The sequence below is a fragment of the Ensifer sp. YR511 genome (genome assembly GCF_900103045.1).
In the GTDB taxonomy this organism is placed as follows: domain Bacteria; phylum Pseudomonadota; class Alphaproteobacteria; order Rhizobiales; family Rhizobiaceae; genus Ensifer; species Ensifer adhaerens.
In genome coordinates, this window is record NZ_FNGR01000019.1 from 97286 (window position 1) to 113222 (window position 15937).

Here is a 15937-nt window from a genome sequence, read left to right on the forward strand (position 1 = left end):
TGGGCAAAAAGCAATCGACAAAATACATATGATAAATAGATTATTGCGATCTGCGCGCCCAGCATTCTGAAGGAGTTCTCCATGCGTCCCGAATTCATCGGCCATACGTCCAACAGGAAAGGGTCCGACATCGTGCCGGCCTCCGGTCCGGTCATCGACAAGACCTATATTCGCAATCACGTGCAGGCCGCGGAGGCCGCCGGCATCGATCGTCTGCTGATCGGCCAGTTCGCGCAATGGCCCGACAACAACCAGATCGCTGCCTATGTCTTCAGCCAGACCGACCGGATCGGGGCGCTGCTTGCCCACCGGCCCGGCCTGATGGCCCCGACACTCGGCGCGCGCCAGCTTGCCACCCTCGATCAGTTCTCCGAGGGCCGCTTGTGGGTGCATATCATCACCGGCGGATCCGACACGGACCAGGCTCGCGACGGCGACTTCGAGGATCACGACACCCGCTATGCCCGCACCGACGAGTATCTGCAGGTGCTGAGGAAAGTCTGGGAGAGCGATCAGCCCTTCGATCACGAGGGGCGCTTCTACAGGTTCAAGGGCGCCTATAGCCAGGTAAAGCCGTTCCAGAAGCCCCGTATCCCGATTTCCTTCGGCGGTTCGTCCGATGCGGCGATCGCCGTTGCCGGTAAGCACGCCGATATCTATGCGCTCTGGGGCGAACCGCTCGACGGCGCACGGGAAACCATCGGCAAGGTACGCACAGCGGCGATTGCCAATGGTCGCGCGGCAGACGATATCCGCTTCACCCTCGCCTTTCGCACCGTCGTGGCTGAGACCGAAGACGCCGCCTGGGCAAAGGCGGCCGATATCCTCGAGAAGGTCAAGTCACAGGTCGCGCGCTCGGCCGGCGGCAACGGCGAGAAGCTGCCATCTAACGTCGGTTCTGTTCGCCTGCGGCAGGCCGCCAGCCGCGGCAAGGTGCTGGACAAGCGGCTCTGGACCGAAGTCGCAGAAGCGAGTGGCGCCGGCGGAAATTCGACAGCTCTTGTCGGGACACCCGAACAGGTCGCCGACGCCATCCTCGACTATTACGACGCGGGCGTTTCCAACTTCCTCGTTCGTGGCTTCTACCCGACAGAAGATACCGTCACCTATGGGCGTGATGTCGTGCCGCTGGTCAAAGCTGGCATTGCTGAACGCCAAGCGAGAAAGGTTGCCGCCGAATGACCGCTCCGCTCGATATCGTCGACATCCATGCCCATCTCTGGCCGCCAGCCTGGCGTCCCGGAGGCAAATACGAAAAGCCCGCTGGCGCATTTTCGCCGGAGATACATCGAAAGATCACGACGCCTCAGGCGCTGGTCGACGAACTTGAACAAGGCGGCGTATCGCTCGCTGTGGTCACGGCGACGATCGAAAGCCTCTTCGGATTGCAGGCAAGCATACCGCTTGAAGCCGTCCGGGAGGCCAACGACTGGCTTGCGACGCTTTCGCGCGAGCATTCTACCCTCACCGGATTTGCCGTCGTCGATGCCTTTGCCGGCGACGAAGCGGCCCGCGAAGCCGAGCGGGCAATCGTCGAGCTCGGTCTTTCAGGACTGGTGATTGACAGTTCACGCGCCAGCAAGTTCATCGCCGATCCCGCCGTCCGCCCCACGCTCGAAGTTGCGGCGCGCCACAGGGTTCCGGTTTTCGTGCATCCCGTTGCCCACCCGGACGCCGGCGTTCTGATCGACGGCGCCGGCAATCTCGGCAACTCGCTCGGGCGTGGATTGATGAACGGCGTCGCCTTCCTGTCGGTCATCCAGTCTCCGCTTCTTGACGAACTGCCAGACCTGCATCTGGTCTTTGCAACGCTCGGTCTGGGCGCGATTGTCCAGGCGGCACGCGGCGGCATCTATGCTCGCTCTGCCAGGGAAGCGGGGCGACGGCCCAATATCTACTTCGACACGATGGGGCATGATCCGGACATCGTACGCACGCTGACAGGCTTTTTCGGCGCGGACCGCGTGCTTGCCGGCACGGACTGGCCAATTCTTCCTGCGCTCGATGCGGACGCGTTGCGGCAGAGCTTGGAGCATGCGGGGCTAAGCGATCAGGAGGCACGTCTCGTTGCTGGCGGCAACGCGCGGCGCCTTCTCGGCCTCAGGCACCAGCAGGCCGTAGCTGCGGAATAGTCACGCGCAAAACGAAGCCCCGGATCGATGATCCGGGGCTCTTTGCAACAGGATGGCACTGGTCGGGAGTTACCCAGCCAGGACCCTCTCAAGCGACGCGCCGCGAGCGGGCGAGCGGGATGATCTCGGCTTCGCCCGCGCCGGACCGCGGCTCACGGCCTTCGAGCGGGTGGCCCGGATCCGTGAAGCCCGGTGTCGACGGATGACCGGGCGCGACCAGGCGATCAACCAGCGCCTCGTCTTCCGCATCGAGCTTGACGTCCAGCGCGCGAATGTAGCCATCCCAATGCTCTTCCGTGCGGGGCCCTGCGATGGTCGAGGTGATCAGCCGGTTGTTCAGCACCCAGGCGAGCGCGAAATCGGCGGCAGCAATTCCCTTGGCCTTCGCGTGTGCGGCAATCTCCTTGGCGATCGCCACCGATTCTTCGCGAAACTCCACGTCATGCATGCGCTTGTCGCCGCGTCCGGCGCGGGTATCGGCAGCTGGCGCTTCGCCGGGATTGTACTTGCCCGTCAGAACGCCGCGGGCGAGCGGGCTGTAGGACACAGCACCCAGTCCATAGGCTGCAGCCGCCGGCAGCTGCTCGGCCTCGGCGGTGCGGTTGACGATGTTATAGAGTGGCTGGCTTGCGATCGGCCGGTCGATGCCGAGCTGGTCGGCGAGATGGGCGACTTCCGCAATGCGCCATCCCCGGAAGTTTGAGACCCCGAAATAGCGCAGCTTGCCGGCCTTGATCAGGTCGGCGATCGCCCGCACCGGCTCTTCGAGCGGCGCATCGAAGACGGCGCGATGAAAGTAGAGGATGTCGATGTAGTCGGTGCCGAGATTGCGCAGCGAGTTTTCGACAGTCTGATAGACCCATTTGCGCGAATAGCCCCCGAGGTTCGGCCCCTTCGCACGCGAATTGACGAACTTCGTTGCCACCACCCAATGGTCGCGGTTGGCCTTGATGCCGCGCCCGACCACCTCTTCCGACTTGCCGTCGTGGTAGACGTCGGCGGTGTCGATGAAGTTGATGCCCTGCTCGCGCGCCTTGTCGATGATGCGGAAGGCAACGTCGTCAGGCGTCTGGTTGCCGAACATCATGGATCCGAGCGTCAGCGGCGACACTTTGAGGGCGCTGCGCCCAAGATAGCGATACTCAACCATTCAAGTTCTCCATTTCAGTTGATCTGGTCCGCGACATGACAGGCCACCTGATGGCCCGGTTTGATGGCGCGGAATTCGGGTTCGGTGACGCGGCAAAGGTCCGTCGCCAGCGGGCAGCGGGTGTGGAACCGACAGCCCGACGGAATGTCGCTCGGGCTCGGCAGATCGCCGCCAAGGGGAGCCGCCTGCCGCGGCCGCGAGGGATCGGGAACCGCAGCCATCAAAGCGCGCGTGTAGGGATGGCGCGGGTCCGACCAGAGCGTCTCATTGTCGGCGCTTTCCACGATCCGGCCGAGATACATGACCAAAACCCGGTCGCAGAAATAACGCACCACAGACAGGTCATGGCTGATGAAAAGATAGGAAAGACCGAACTCCTTCTTCATCTCCACCAAAAGGTTCAGGATCTGCGCTTGGATCGACAGGTCGAGCGCCGATACGGGCTCGTCGCAAACGATCAGGTCCGGGTTGAGCAGCAGCGCGCGGGCAATGCCGATCCTTTGCCGCTGGCCGCCCGAGAATTCGTGCGGATAGCGATTGATGGCATCGGCGGGCAGCCCGACCTTGGAGATTATGCCGGCAACGGTGTCACGCCGCTCCGCTCGGCTGCCGGCCCTGTGCACGATCAGAGGCGCCTCCAGGATTTCACCGATCGTGTGGCGCGGATTGAGCGACGCGAAGGGATCCTGAAAGATCATCTGGATCGACTTGCGCACGTTCCTGAGCCGACCCTGGTCAAGTCTCGTGATGTCTTCGCCCTTGAATTCGATCCGCCCCTCGGTCGGATCGACCAGGCGCAAAAGCGTCTTGCCAAGCGTCGACTTGCCACAGCCGCTTTCGCCGACAAGCCCGACGGTTTCACCGCGCTCGACCACGAGATCGACGCCATCGACGGAGCGCAAGAGGCCATCGCGCGTCTTGTAGTGTGTCTTCAGATCAGAGGCTGAGATGAGCGGCATCGGGCACGGCCTTGAGGGACGAGGTGAACGGGCAGGCAACGAGCCTCTCCGGCGTCTGAGCAATCAGCGGCGGCACCTGATGGCCGCAGCTCGCACGCGCCTGGCGACAGCGCGGCCTGAAGGGACAGCCGGCCTCGCCGGCCGCCGAGACGATCGACCCGGGGATCTCGGTCAAGCGGCCGCTCAGATAGTGAAGGTCGTTCTTTAGCCGTGGCGAGGCCGAAAGCAGCCCGCGCGTATAGGGATGCAGCGGATCGTTGAAGAGATCTCCGGGCAAGGCCTGCTCGACCTTGCGGCCGGCATACATGACGACGACCTTGTCGGCCCATTGCGCGACGACGCCGAGGTCGTGGGTGATCAACACCACAGCCATCTGAAGCTCGCGCCTGAGCGTGTCGAGCAGGTCGAGCACCTGCGCCTGGATCGTCACGTCGAGCGCCGTCGTCGGTTCGTCGGCGATCAGCAACTTTGGCCGGCACGCAACCGCCATTGCAATCATCACCCGCTGGCGCATACCGCCCGACAGCTGATGCGGATAATCGTCGACCCGCTTTTCGGCGGCAGGAATACGCACGAGCTTCAAAAGTTCGATCGCGCGTTCCCGCGCCGCTCGACCTGAAAGCTTCTCGTGCACCTTCAGCACTTCGCCGATCTGCCGGCCGATCGACATGACCGGATTGAGGCTCGTCATCGGCTCCTGAAAGATCATGGCGATGTCGCGCCCGCGCAGCTGCCGCATCTCACGCGCATCGAGCCCCAGAAGATCGCGGTCGTCAAAGACGATGCGGCCGCTGGTCACCCGTGCTGCGCGCGGCAGCAACTGCATCAGCGCGAGCGCGGTCAACGATTTGCCCGAACCGGACTCGCCGACGATCGCCAGCGTCTCCCCCGCCCCCACCTCGAACGAGAGATTTCTGACTGGCTCGGCACGCGGAAAGCCGATGGTGAGGTCTTCGACCTGGAGCAGCGGCGCCATCGTCAACGATCCCCAGTGAAGCGGGGGTTAAGGGCATCGTTCAGCCCGTCGCCGATGAGATTGAGCGCAAGCACCGTAAAGACGATGGCGAGGCCCGGAAGGGCCGTCAGGTACCAGGCGGTCCGGACCAATTCGCGACCGGTACCGATCATCGAGCCCCAGCTCACGACATTGGGGTCGCCGAGACCCATGAAGGAAAGTGCGGATTCCATCAGGATTGCGGTGGCGACCATGACCGATGACGTCACGATAATCGGGGGCAGCGCGTTGGGCAGGATCTCGCGGAAGATGATCCGTCCATGGCCAAAGCCGAGACTGCGGGCGGCCATGACGAAATCCTTCTCTCGGATCGCACGAAACTCGGCCCTGGTCAGCCTTGCAACCGTCGGCCAGGAAATGACCGCGATCGCTAGCGTCACCGTTGTTGCCGAGGGTTGGACGATCGCGACCAGAACGACGAGCAGCACGAAGCTCGGCAAGGTCTGGAAGATCTCGATCAGCCGCACCAGGAGATCGTCGATCCAGCCGCCGAAGTAACCGGCGATCGCGCCGACGATCACGCCGAAGGTGAGACCGAGCGCTGTTGCCATCAGCCCCACGAACAGGGAAATGCGCGAGCCATGCAGGATGCCAGCGAGCACGTCGCGGCCGAGCGCGTCCGTGCCGAGCGGGAAAGCCGGATCCTGGCCCGGCCACAGGAACGGTTTTCCGACCATCGACAGCGGGTCGTCGGGATAAAGCACTGGAGCCAGCAGCGCGACGGCGATCACAAGCGCAAGGAAGGCCGTTCCGAACAGGGCATTGGGGTTGGCCAGAAAGACCTTGAGGGCCCTTCGCCCATTGGTAATGGCGACCGCAGTGCTCTGCTGGGAGCGCGCATCGGGCGCCTTTACGTTGGACCAGGACGGGCGCTCCGGCGCGGTAGCCTGCTCGCTCGTGGCAGGAGCGGCATAGGCGCCGCCCGTAACCGCTGGGAAAGCTCCGAAGTCAGTGGCGGACATCAGCGCGCTCCAATTCGAGGGTCGAGCCAGGCGTGGACAAGGTCCACCGTGGCATTGGCAATGATGACGAGAAGTGAGGACAGAAGCAGGATGCCGAGGAGCACGGTGAAATCCCGGCCCATGACCGCCTCGAAGGCGAGCCTGCCAAGGCCCGGCCAGCTGTAGACGGTTTCCACCACCACGGCGCCGCCGAGCATGCCGCCGATGTGCATGCCGGCCATGGTCGTGATCGGGATCAGCGCGTTTCGCAAGATATGCCTCGCGGTGACGCCATAAGGCGTCAGCCCCTTGGCATAGGCAGTGCGGACAAAGTCCTGGTTTTTGACTTCGAGCATGGCGGCGCGCGTCAGCCGCGCATAGATCGCGACGTAGAAAAGCGCGAGCGACGTTGCCGGGAGCACCATGTAGCGGGCCTTGTCGAAGAGCGCCGGGAACCCTTTCAGCTGGGATCCGATCGTGCCTGCACCCCCGGTCGGCAACCAGCCGAGCTTGACCGAGAAGAGCACGATCAGCATCAGGCCGATCCAGAAACTCGGGATCGAATAGAAGAGCAGCGAGAAGATCGACAAAAGCCGATCGGGGATCCGCCCCGCAAACGTCGCCATCAGCGATCCGAGGATGACACCGAGGACGATCGCGATGACGAGTGCCACCGCCATCAGCGTCAATGTTCCGGGCAGGCGCTGCGCAATCAGGTCGGCGACCGGCATGCCGTAGCGCGGGGAAAATCCAAGGCTGAATTGCGCGAGGTTGCCGAGATAGGTGGCCAATTGCTCGAGCAGCGGACTATCCAGGCCGAAGCGGGCTCTCAGTGCCGCAACGCTTTCTTCGGTCGCCGAACCCGCCTCGCCGGCAAGCACATCGGCCGCGTCGCCGGGAGCCAGCTGCAAAAGGAAAAAGTTCAGGATCACAATTCCAAGGATCGTTGGAACTGCCTGCAGAAGCGTTCGTCGAAGCGTTCGCGCAATTCTGATCAGCACCGGCATCGATGTCGCCTCTCCGTTTGGCTGTCCGCCAACAGCGAACCTTCACCTCGGCCTGACCTTGTCGCCGCAGATGATTTTTATAGTTGACTAATTACATAGGCTTTGTCAAATCTGTTTTAGTAATTTCGCCCTGAGAGTGACCATTAGCAGGAACGTCATTCCTACAATATGTCGTGAACGGCGCCAGTCTGGGAAATCTAATCCGAAATCAGTACAGCTAATAGCAATGGCCGACTAGGAAGAGCCACTCCAACGAAAAACGCTTCCCGGCACACCCCATCGAAGACAGCGGAGAACCTCGTGACAAAAAATGCCATCTCGCAAATCTGGTACACGCGCCGCCCTGTCCCGACACCCGTGGGGCTCGCCACCCAGCTCGGCCTGCTCGACAAGGCGTTTGCCGCGGAGGGCATTGCGCTCAACTCGATCATCGACAGCAAGGACCGCTCCGTCCGATCCAGCCACTTCGATCACCATCTCGATTATTCGTTTCGCCATGGCGGCAACGTCCCGCCGATCCGCGCCCGCTCGGAAGGCAACCCGACGCGGCTCGCCGGCATCACCTGGACCGACGAATTCCAGGCCATCATCACGTTGCCCGAGACCGGGATCAAAACGACGCGCGATCTTGTCGGCCGGCGCTTCGGCATTGCGCGCCGACCACCCGGTATCGTCGACTTCATGGCAGCAACGGCGCTGAAGGGCCTGGTTTCCGCTCTGTCTCTCGAAGGGCTCACGCCCTCCGATGTCGAGATCGTCGATATCCCGCTTTCCGAAAGCGTTCTTGATGGCAGGGAGGGCCCGCAGCTCCACGGCCTCAGAAACCGGCAGGCCTACGGGCCGGAAGCGGCCGCACTGCTGCGCGGTGAGGTGGACGCGATTTATGTCAAAGGCACGCCCGGTATTGCCGTCGCCAATCTCTTTGCGGCTCACACGGTCGCGGAATTCGGTTTCCACCCGGACCCGAAGATCCGCATCAATTCCGGCTCCCCTCGGGTTTTGACCGTCGACGAAAGGCTCGCTGAAGATCGGCCCGATCTCGTCGCCAAGCTGATCTCGACCTTGAAGCAGGCCGGCTCGTGGGCCGAAGAGCACCCCGACGAGGTGCGTCGCTTTGTTGCCCGCGAAGTCGGCGCCTCAGAAGAGGTCGTGGCCGCGGCCAACGGTCCGGATCTCCACAAACATCTCGGCATCGGCCTCGAACCGGAACTCGTCGCGGCAATCGGACACTACAAGGACTTCCTGCATGAATGGGGGTTCCTCGAGAGCAACTTCGACATCGACCAATGGGTGGACCAGCGCCCTTGGGCGGAACTCGACGCCCGCGCTGTCGCCTGAACGAGTAAAGCCGATGACCGATCCCACACGTTTCGAACCGGTGATTGCCAAGGCCGAAGAACTCGGAAAACGCTTCGCCCTGACAGCACGCCACTATGATGAAACCGGCGAATTCCCCTTCGCCAATTTCGACGCGCTGCACGAGGCGGGGCTCCTTGGCCTGGTCACAGCGCTCGAACACGGGGGCCTCGGCGGTGGACTGACGGAAGCGCTGGCGGCCGTCTCGGCAATCGCGCGTGGAGAGCCATCGACTGCTCTCGTTCTTTCGATGCACTACAATCAGCACTTTTCGGTGCGAACCTCAGGCAAGTGGCCGCCCCACCTTGTCGAGCGTGTCACCCGGGCCAATCGCGAGGGTGTCGCGCTCATCAACGCGGCACAGGTGGAGCCGCGCGTCGGTTCGCCATCGCATGGTTCCTTGCCCGAAACGGTTGCCCGCCGCGTTGGCGATCAGTGGCGCATTACGGGCCACAAGACTTACGCCACCGGCATCCCGCTCTTGCGCTGGGTGTCTGTGCTTGCCGTTACCGACGAGCCGGAGCCGAGGCTGGGCTCATTCCTCGTTCCGACATCAGCCGATGGCATTCGCGTCGAAAAGACCTGGAACGCAACGGGCATGCGAGCAACCAACAGCGACGACCTGATCCTCGACGACGTCGCGATCCCGCTCGCCGATGTTCTCGACATCGCGCCGGCGAGCGAGGGACTGAAACGTGACGAGCGCATGGGCGCCTGGTATTTCTCACTCGTCCCCGCGATCTACGACGGTGCTGCCCGCGGCGCACGCGACTGGCTGATCGATTTTACGACCTCGCGCGCACCGGCAAGCCTCGGTGCACCGCTTTCCACCGTTCCCCGCATCCAGGATGGCCTTGGCGAGATCGAGGTCTTGCTAACGGTCAACCGCCGGCTCCTGCGCTCGATCGCCGAGGATTTCGATGCGGGGCGCCCCTTCGGCGCCGATGCCGCCGCGGTCAAACACACGGTCATCGCCAACGCGATCACCGTGACGACCCTTGCGCTCGAACTGGGCGGTAACCCCGGCATCAGTCGCGACAATCCGTTGGAACGCCATCATCGCGATGCGCTTTCCGGCAAGGCGCACGCGCCGCAAAACAACCTGATCCGGACGATGCTCGCCAAGGCCGCAATCAACCGCCACACCGCTGCACCTGCCGTTGCGCTCGAGCCGGTCCCCGTTCGACCTCCCCAGCAACCCCGTCTTGCCGTCGTCGGCGGCCGCTAGGAGTTCCCTGATGTCTTCCCTCTCTTCCGTCTGGTACACGCGCTGCCCCGCCCCGACACCATTGTCGATCGCCCATCAGCTCGGCTGGGTCGACAGACAGTTTGAAAACGCCGGCGTTGCCGTCCGCTCGATCCGCGACAGCAAGGATCCGTCGGTCCGCCAGAGCCACTTTACCCATGCGCTCGATTACTCGTTCCGACAGGGCGGCAACATTCCGCCGATCTGGGCGCGGTCCGGTGGGCGCGAGACACGCGTTGTCGGCATCACCACGACAGACGAGTTCCAGGCGATTATCGCGCTTCCAGGTTCCGGGATCGCTGTCGCGAAGGACTTGAAAGGCCGCCGCATCGGCGTACCACGCAAGCCCAGTTCCGACGTCGTCGACTTTCAGCGGGCCACCGCCTTGAAAGGCATCGTCTCGGCGCTTTCGCTCGACGGCCTTGATCACGGTGATGTCGAACTCGTCTATCTCGACACCAACGAGGGCAACCTCATCGAACGGGGCAACGCCGCCTTCCTGGGCCTGAAGCGCCGATATCCCTATGGCGAGGAACTCTTGGCCCTGGCCTCGGGCAAGATCGACGCTTTCTTCGTCAAAGGTGCAGAAGGCATCGTGCTCGCCAATCAGATCGGTGCAGTTGTGGTGGCGGAATTCGGTTTCCATCCGGATCCAAAGATCCGCATCAACAATGGCACGCCAAGGCCGCTGACAGTCGACGCCCGCTTTCTTGACGAGCATTTCGACCTCGTCGTCGATCTTGTGTCGACCGTCGCCAGTGTTGGTGATTGGGCGGCCTCGAACCCGGACACAGCAGTTCGGTTCATCGCCAACGAGATCGGCGTCGGCGAGGACGCCGTCTGGGCGGCGAACGGCGCGGACGTCCACCGTCATCTCGGTCTGGCGTTGGACGAAAACCAGATCGCCGCGTTCGACCACTTCAAGCGCTTCCTTCTCGATTGGCAGTTCATTCCGGCCGATTTCGACGTCTTCAGTTGGATTGATCGCCGACCGCTAGAGGCCGCCTTGCAGCGGGCCGCCGCATGAGTGAGAGGCCGATCCTCGTTACCGGCGCCACCGGCAAGCTTGGGCGCCTCGTCGTCGAACGACTTCTCGCACGCGGACAACCGGTTCGCGTCTTTACCCGACGGCCGGAGACGGCACGTGCCCTGTTCGGTGAAACTCTGCAGATTGCCGCAGGTGATTTCGGCGACCGCGCCGCGCTCGACACGGCCGTTCGAGGCGTCGGGCGCCTCCTTCTGTTATCCCCCATCAGCACGAGGCTCGTCACGGACCAGGTCGCCGTCGCCGATGCTGCCGTCGCCGCAAATGTTTCCCGCATCGTCAAGATCTCGGGCTCCGACTGGACGATCGAGCCGCCAGGGAATTCTATCTCCGGTGAAGCGCACGCTGCCGTGGAACGGCACTTGAATGGCCTTCCGACCGAGGCTGTTTCGCTTCGTCCCAATGCCTGGATGCAGGTCTCGCTCGCCAACACCATCCGGAACGCGATCACGAACAGTCAGGTCGTCGCAGCCAACCTCGACGCCGGCATCGGCTACATCGACGCGCGCGACATCGCCGATGTCGCGGTGCACCAACTTCTCGCCGATCGCATCCGGGGGCGCACGCTCAACCTCACCGGCCCGGACGTAGTGTCGCTCCGACAGGTCGCCGCTCTGCTGACGGCTGCATTGAAACGGCCGATTGCTGCCCTCGAGAAGCCGCCCCAGACGGTTCCAAAAGACGGTGACTTCGAACACCGCGCCGTTGCGCAATTCGTAAGATTGATCGCTTCCGGCCGCGCCGCGACGACGACCGACGTCATTCCAACACTGCTTGGCCGTTCGCCCCGTACCACCGCCGACTTCATCCTCGAACAAGTGACCGCCGAAACCGCAGTCCCCGAGTACCAGCCATGACCATACCCTTCATCGACGTCGCCATCATCGGTGGGGGACCGGGTGGGCTCGCCCTCGCGCAAGGCCTCAAGAAGAACGGCATCGACACCGCCGTCTTCGAGCGCGACCAGGTCCGGTCGGACTATGTGCAGGGTTTCCGCATGCGGATCCGGCAACGGGGCATCGACGCGCTTCAGGCGAACCTTCCGGCGCACCTCTTTCAAGCCTTCCTTGATACGCTCGGGCTTGCGCCGACGGAAAACCTTGTTCTCGATGAGACATTCCAAAGGCTCGAGAACACGAGCCAGGGATCAGGCGAACCCGAAGATACGCACATCGAGAAATCGGTCAGCCGCATCACGCTGCGCCAGATCCTCCTGTCCGGGCTCGACGGCCTTTTTCACACAGACAAACGGTTCGAGCGCTATGAGCAGCTTGCCGACGGAACCGTGCTTGCGCATTTTTCCGACGGCTCGGCCGTACACGCCAATCTTCTGGTCGGGGCCGACGGGGCGGGATCGGCGGTGCGTCGCCAACTCCTGCCTGACCTCAAGAGCATCGACACTGGGGTGCGCCGGTTGGCCGGCAAGATCACGATCGATGAAGCGGAACGACAGGGCATTTCACCGCTGCTGACCGAGTTCAATACCAACATCCGCCCGCGCGACGGTCGTGGTCTGATGATCACCAGCCATCGGGTGGATCCGTCTGCCTATGCGCGTCACGATTTCATAGGCAGGGAAGATCCCGGCCATGCCGATATCCCTGGCTTCCACTTCAACAACTCCACCAGCTACACCTGGTGGAACACGGCCTATGACACGGATGAACTCGGGCCGGACGAACTGCTCGAACGGCTCAACGGCGCGGCCCTCATCGAAACGCTGCTTCACCGTATCCGTCACTGGGACGAGCGCATCCTGAACCTCATTCGCCACAGCGACCCGTCGACGGTCGCCTTCCTCAAGGTCAAGAGCTCCACACCCGGCGCGATATGGCAAAGCGGTCCGGTGACGTTACTCGGCGACGCGATCCACGCGATGACCTATTTCCGCGCGCTTGGCGGCAACACCGCCCTCTACGATTCCGGATTGCTCGTACGCGAACTCGTCGCCGCAAGGCGCCACGGCAAGCCCCTGCTTGCGGCCTTAAACGACTACGAAAACGCCATGCGCGAACACGGCTACGAGGCCGTGCGGTCGTCGCTTTCCGCCATGCAGCGCAATGTCGGCGCCAATCAACCGCTCAAGGCGATACCTGCCCTTTAGCCCTTAAGGAAAATCGATCATGTCCATTGTCGTCTTCGGCGCCTCAGGAAACATCGGCAGCAACATCCGCAAGGAAGCTCTTTCGCGAAATCACCGCGTGACAGCCGTGACGCGCTCTTCAAACCTGGAACCTGCCGAGCGTCTCACGGCACTGAAGGCGGACATTGCCGATCCGGAGGAAGTGGCAAAGATCTCCGCCGGCCACGATGCGGTCATCAGTGCCTATAGTCCCGGTCTGCGCCGCCATTCGGCGGAAGATGCCGCGGTTCTCATCGAGAATGCACATGCTTCCCTGTTTGAAGGCGTCAAGCGCGCCGGCGTCCGCCGCATCATCATCGTCGGCGGCGTCGGAAGCCTCCAGGCAAGCCCCGGCGTCGACGTGGTCGACAGTGATTTCTACCCGGCGGACCACAAGGCTCACACGCTGCGAAACCGAGAGATCCTGCGCAGTCTGAAACGCGGCGAGCACGATCTCGACTGGACCTATGTATCCCCGCCTCTTTCGATCAAGGCCGGCGAAAGAACCGGCCGTTTCAGGCTCGGCGAGGATGCGCTTCTGCGAGACGATACGGGCGAAAGCCGGATTTCCGAAGCCGATTTCGCCGTCGCCATTCTCGATGAACTCGACAAGGGACAGTTCATCCGCCGCCGCTTCACCGCGGCCTATTGAAGGACCTCAATTCGCATGCCCCGCACGCTCAACCTCAATGTCGGCATCAACACGACAGGCTATCTGCCGGCCGCCTGGAAATATCGCAGCGGGTGCCGCCACGACATCTATGACCCTCAATACTACAGACGCCTGACGGAACTCGCCCGCAAAGGCCTGTTCGACGCCGTGTTCTTTTCCGATCATCCGGCCTTGATGACCGACCCGAACAGCCGACCATTCCATACCATCGACCCGCTCATCCTCTGTACGGCGCTTGCGGCACAGGTGCCCGACATCGGCTTCGTCGCAACCATGTCGTCCACATACAATTCGCCCTATAATCTCGCCCGCCGCACCCAGTCGACGGATATCGTGGCCGGTGGCCGGCTGATCATCAACATCGTCTCGTCCTTCAATCCGAATGTGGCAGCCAACTTCGGCTCGGCGCCGCTGCCCCCACGAGCCGAGCGCTACGCTAAAGCTTCCGAATTTCTCGATGTTGCCAAGAAACTCTGGGCAAGCTGGGATCCCGCCCGCGACGGCCATGTGCCCGACGAACGGTTCTGGGATGCGGCGAGTGCGCATGCGATCGACCACGAAGGCGATCATTTCGCAGTGAAGGGACCGCTGAACGTGCCGCGTGGCCCTCAAGGCCATCCGGTGATCGCGCAGGCAGGCGCATCCGAAGGCGGTATCGAGCTCGCCGCCCGCCATGGCGAGATCATTTATTGCAACATCCTCTCCCGCCCTGCTGGCCAGGCCTTCGGCAAGAAGGTCAGGGATCGCGCTGCAGCCATCGGTCGCGACCCGAAGGGCATTAAGATCGTGCCCGGGGTGGTGGTGATCCTTGGCGAGACGAAAGAGGAGGCGTTGCGAAAACACGAACTCTTCAGCGGCGCGGGCTCGGAGGACGGCCTGATCGCACGCTTCGTCAGGGAGAACGGTATTGATCCCAACGATTTCGATCCGGATGCCATTCTGGATGCCGAGCGTTTCGTTCCGGATCCCAACCGTCTTCAGGCGGTCGGAATGGGCCTTGGTCTCTCCGATCTGCTGACACATGAGAAGTTGACGGCCAGGCAGGCTGTGCGCCGCTCGGAAGGGCACCACCGCCTGCTGCTCGGGACGCCGGAACAGGTCGCCGATGCGCTTATCGACCTTTGGGCGGACGGCACCGTCGACGGCTACACGCTTCAGCCGCCCCGGGCACCTGATGACATCGAAGAATTCGTGAAGAAGGTCGTCCCGATCCTCCAGGACCGCGGTGTTTATCGTAACCGTTACGAGGAACAAACCATTCGCGAGCGCTATGCATTGCCATTTCCGTACTAGTACAGACAGGCCCCGATGCGCCTCAGGCGGCGGCCAATCGCGGCATACCGCTGCCTGAAGCTATGCAGCAGTCGTTGCAAAAATCGGTGACGCAGGCGGCGCGCTACTACAACGATGCGGAGCGAAAGCAGGGGCGAGCGGCCCGTGTATTTGTCTAGTGTCGCACCGCCGTAGCACCGTCGGCCAGACAATCAAGCGCCAAACAGTCGCCTGTCCCAATAGACCGGACGCCGCGCTCGGGCCGGCGCTCGAAGCTGCGGTTCGACAGATCCCTCGCCCGTTCCAGGAAAAAGGCGATGCCAAGGCTGGCTGAAATTGTCGCCGCCGACAAAGCCCGCGATCCACTGCAGATGCCGATTCGGTAACAATCTGCATGAATACCGCCTAAATCGGGATATTTTTGAAACGATTCGACGGTATCGACTGAAATATTCTTGACATAATTCCGTTTCGGAAATTTACTTTGCCTATCAAGGCCGAAATGGAAACGGTGATGACCCAACGCTACCTCGTCGATGATCTGGACCGCGAGATTATCCGTTATCTCTCCGAAGACGGGCGCCTTTCGGCGGCCGAGATCGCCGGCCGGATCGGCAGCGTCTCGGAGCGCACAGTCCGCAACCGCATTGCCGGACTGCTGCAGGCCAAGATGATCGTCATCGGCGCTATTCCCGATCCGGTCGCGCTCGGACGCGATGTCCAGGTCGAACTTCTGATCGAGGTCGAGCCCGGCAAACAGGAGGACGTCGCCATCCTGCTCGCAGAGTACGACGAGATCGGCTACCTCGCCGCCACGAGCGGCACGGCGAACCTCAGTGCTTCGCTCTTCGTGGCCGACCACGCGGCATTGCTTGAATTCATCGATCAGGAAATGGGCAAACTGCCTGGCATCAGGCGCGTCACGAGCTCGGTCGTGCTGCGCCTCTACAAGGTATTCGGCACGAGGACGACCGCGATCAGCCGCGGTACGGACCTCGGCGGCAAGAAAAAGGGATAGA

General features: G+C 62.6%; 16 protein-coding genes and 1 pseudogene. 11 read left to right on the forward strand and 6 right to left on the reverse strand.

Annotated features, from left to right (window positions below; translation table 11 throughout):
* The first annotated feature begins 81 nt into the window (after positions 1-81).
* Both BLU15_RS26100 and BLU15_RS26105 read left to right on the forward strand, forming a co-directional pair.
* A complete protein-coding gene (locus BLU15_RS26100; RefSeq protein ID WP_090299384.1) occupies positions 82-1182 on the forward strand; it encodes an LLM class flavin-dependent oxidoreductase in 1101 nt (366 codons plus the stop codon).
* Complete coding sequence (locus BLU15_RS26105; RefSeq protein ID WP_090299387.1) at positions 1179-2132, forward strand: amidohydrolase family protein; 954 nt, start codon at positions 1179-1181, stop codon at positions 2130-2132. The genes BLU15_RS26100 and BLU15_RS26105 overlap by 4 nt, the downstream gene beginning before the upstream one ends.
* 88 nt (positions 2133-2220) lie before the next feature.
* On the opposite strand, the gene BLU15_RS26110 is transcribed toward BLU15_RS26105, so the two are convergent.
* From BLU15_RS26110 to BLU15_RS26130, 5 genes are read right to left on the reverse strand one after another with little or no spacing between them, the layout of a single operon-like run.
* Positions 2221-3282 (reverse strand): aldo/keto reductase, encoded by a 1062-nt coding sequence (locus BLU15_RS26110; RefSeq protein WP_090299391.1) that lies wholly within the window; start codon positions 3280-3282, stop codon positions 2221-2223.
* 14 nt (positions 3283-3296) lie between these two features.
* Positions 3297-4241, reverse strand: coding sequence for an ABC transporter ATP-binding protein (locus tag BLU15_RS26115; protein ID WP_090299394.1), 945 nt, complete (start codon positions 4239-4241; stop codon positions 3297-3299).
* Positions 4219-5217 carry an ABC transporter ATP-binding protein gene (locus BLU15_RS26120; protein WP_060521254.1) on the reverse strand — a complete coding sequence of 333 codons (999 nt, stop codon included), beginning with the start codon at positions 5215-5217 and terminating at the stop codon, positions 4219-4221. The genes BLU15_RS26115 and BLU15_RS26120 overlap by 23 nt, the downstream gene beginning before the upstream one ends.
* Before the next feature lie 2 nt (positions 5218-5219).
* Complete coding sequence (locus tag BLU15_RS26125; protein WP_089045360.1) at positions 5220-6218, reverse strand: ABC transporter permease; 999 nt, start codon at positions 6216-6218, stop codon at positions 5220-5222.
* Positions 6218-7204 carry an ABC transporter permease gene (locus BLU15_RS26130; RefSeq protein ID WP_090299397.1) on the reverse strand — a complete coding sequence of 329 codons (987 nt, stop codon included), beginning with the start codon at positions 7202-7204 and terminating at the stop codon, positions 6218-6220. The genes BLU15_RS26125 and BLU15_RS26130 overlap by 1 nt, the downstream gene beginning before the upstream one ends.
* Positions 7205-7504: 300 nt before the next feature.
* Here BLU15_RS26130 and BLU15_RS26135 point away from each other — a divergent pair, with 300 nt between their 5' ends.
* The 8 genes and pseudogenes from BLU15_RS26135 to BLU15_RS40120 all read left to right on the forward strand — a co-directional run.
* Positions 7505-8542: an ABC transporter substrate-binding protein gene (locus BLU15_RS26135; protein ID WP_090299400.1), complete on the forward strand. Its 1038-nt coding sequence runs from the start codon at positions 7505-7507 to the stop codon at positions 8540-8542.
* A gap of 13 nt (positions 8543-8555) precedes the next feature.
* The gene (locus tag BLU15_RS26140) at positions 8556-9788 is read left to right on the forward strand and encodes an acyl-CoA dehydrogenase family protein (protein WP_090299402.1); all 1233 of its coding nucleotides are present in this window, start codon (positions 8556-8558) and stop codon (positions 9786-9788) included.
* 10 nt (positions 9789-9798) lie between these two features.
* The gene (locus tag BLU15_RS26145; protein WP_090299404.1) at positions 9799-10833 is read left to right on the forward strand and encodes an ABC transporter substrate-binding protein; all 1035 of its coding nucleotides are present in this window, start codon (positions 9799-9801) and stop codon (positions 10831-10833) included.
* Entirely contained in the window at positions 10830-11708 is an 879-nt protein-coding gene (locus BLU15_RS26150) for an NAD(P)H-binding protein (protein ID WP_090299407.1), read from the forward strand. Before BLU15_RS26145 ends, BLU15_RS26150 begins: the two co-directional genes overlap by 4 nt.
* Positions 11705-12955: an FAD-dependent oxidoreductase gene (locus BLU15_RS26155; protein ID WP_090299409.1), complete on the forward strand. Its 1251-nt coding sequence runs from the start codon at positions 11705-11707 to the stop codon at positions 12953-12955. Before BLU15_RS26150 ends, BLU15_RS26155 begins: the two co-directional genes overlap by 4 nt.
* A gap of 19 nt (positions 12956-12974) precedes the next feature.
* Complete coding sequence (locus tag BLU15_RS26160) at positions 12975-13625, forward strand: NAD(P)-dependent oxidoreductase (protein WP_034791565.1); 651 nt, start codon at positions 12975-12977, stop codon at positions 13623-13625.
* Positions 13626-13640: 15 nt separating this feature from the next.
* The gene (locus BLU15_RS26165) at positions 13641-14939 is read left to right on the forward strand and encodes an NtaA/DmoA family FMN-dependent monooxygenase (RefSeq protein ID WP_090299412.1); all 1299 of its coding nucleotides are present in this window, start codon (positions 13641-13643) and stop codon (positions 14937-14939) included.
* A gap of 29 nt (positions 14940-14968) precedes the next feature.
* Positions 14969-15097, forward strand: a pseudogene (locus BLU15_RS40120) (integrase); the annotation flags it as partial.
* Here BLU15_RS40120 and BLU15_RS39610 read toward each other — a convergent pair.
* Positions 15094-15441, reverse strand: a complete 348-nt coding sequence (locus tag BLU15_RS39610; RefSeq protein WP_176960359.1) for a hypothetical protein — start codon at positions 15439-15441, stop codon at positions 15094-15096. The pseudogene BLU15_RS40120 and the gene BLU15_RS39610 sit on opposite strands and share 4 nt — an antisense overlap.
* Here BLU15_RS39610 and BLU15_RS26170 point away from each other — a divergent pair.
* On the forward strand, positions 15433-15936 hold the full coding sequence (locus BLU15_RS26170) for an Lrp/AsnC family transcriptional regulator (RefSeq protein ID WP_162251910.1): 504 nt from the start codon (positions 15433-15435) through the stop codon (positions 15934-15936). The two genes, BLU15_RS39610 and BLU15_RS26170, sit on opposite strands and share 9 nt — an antisense overlap.
* Position 15937 lies beyond the last annotated feature (1 nt).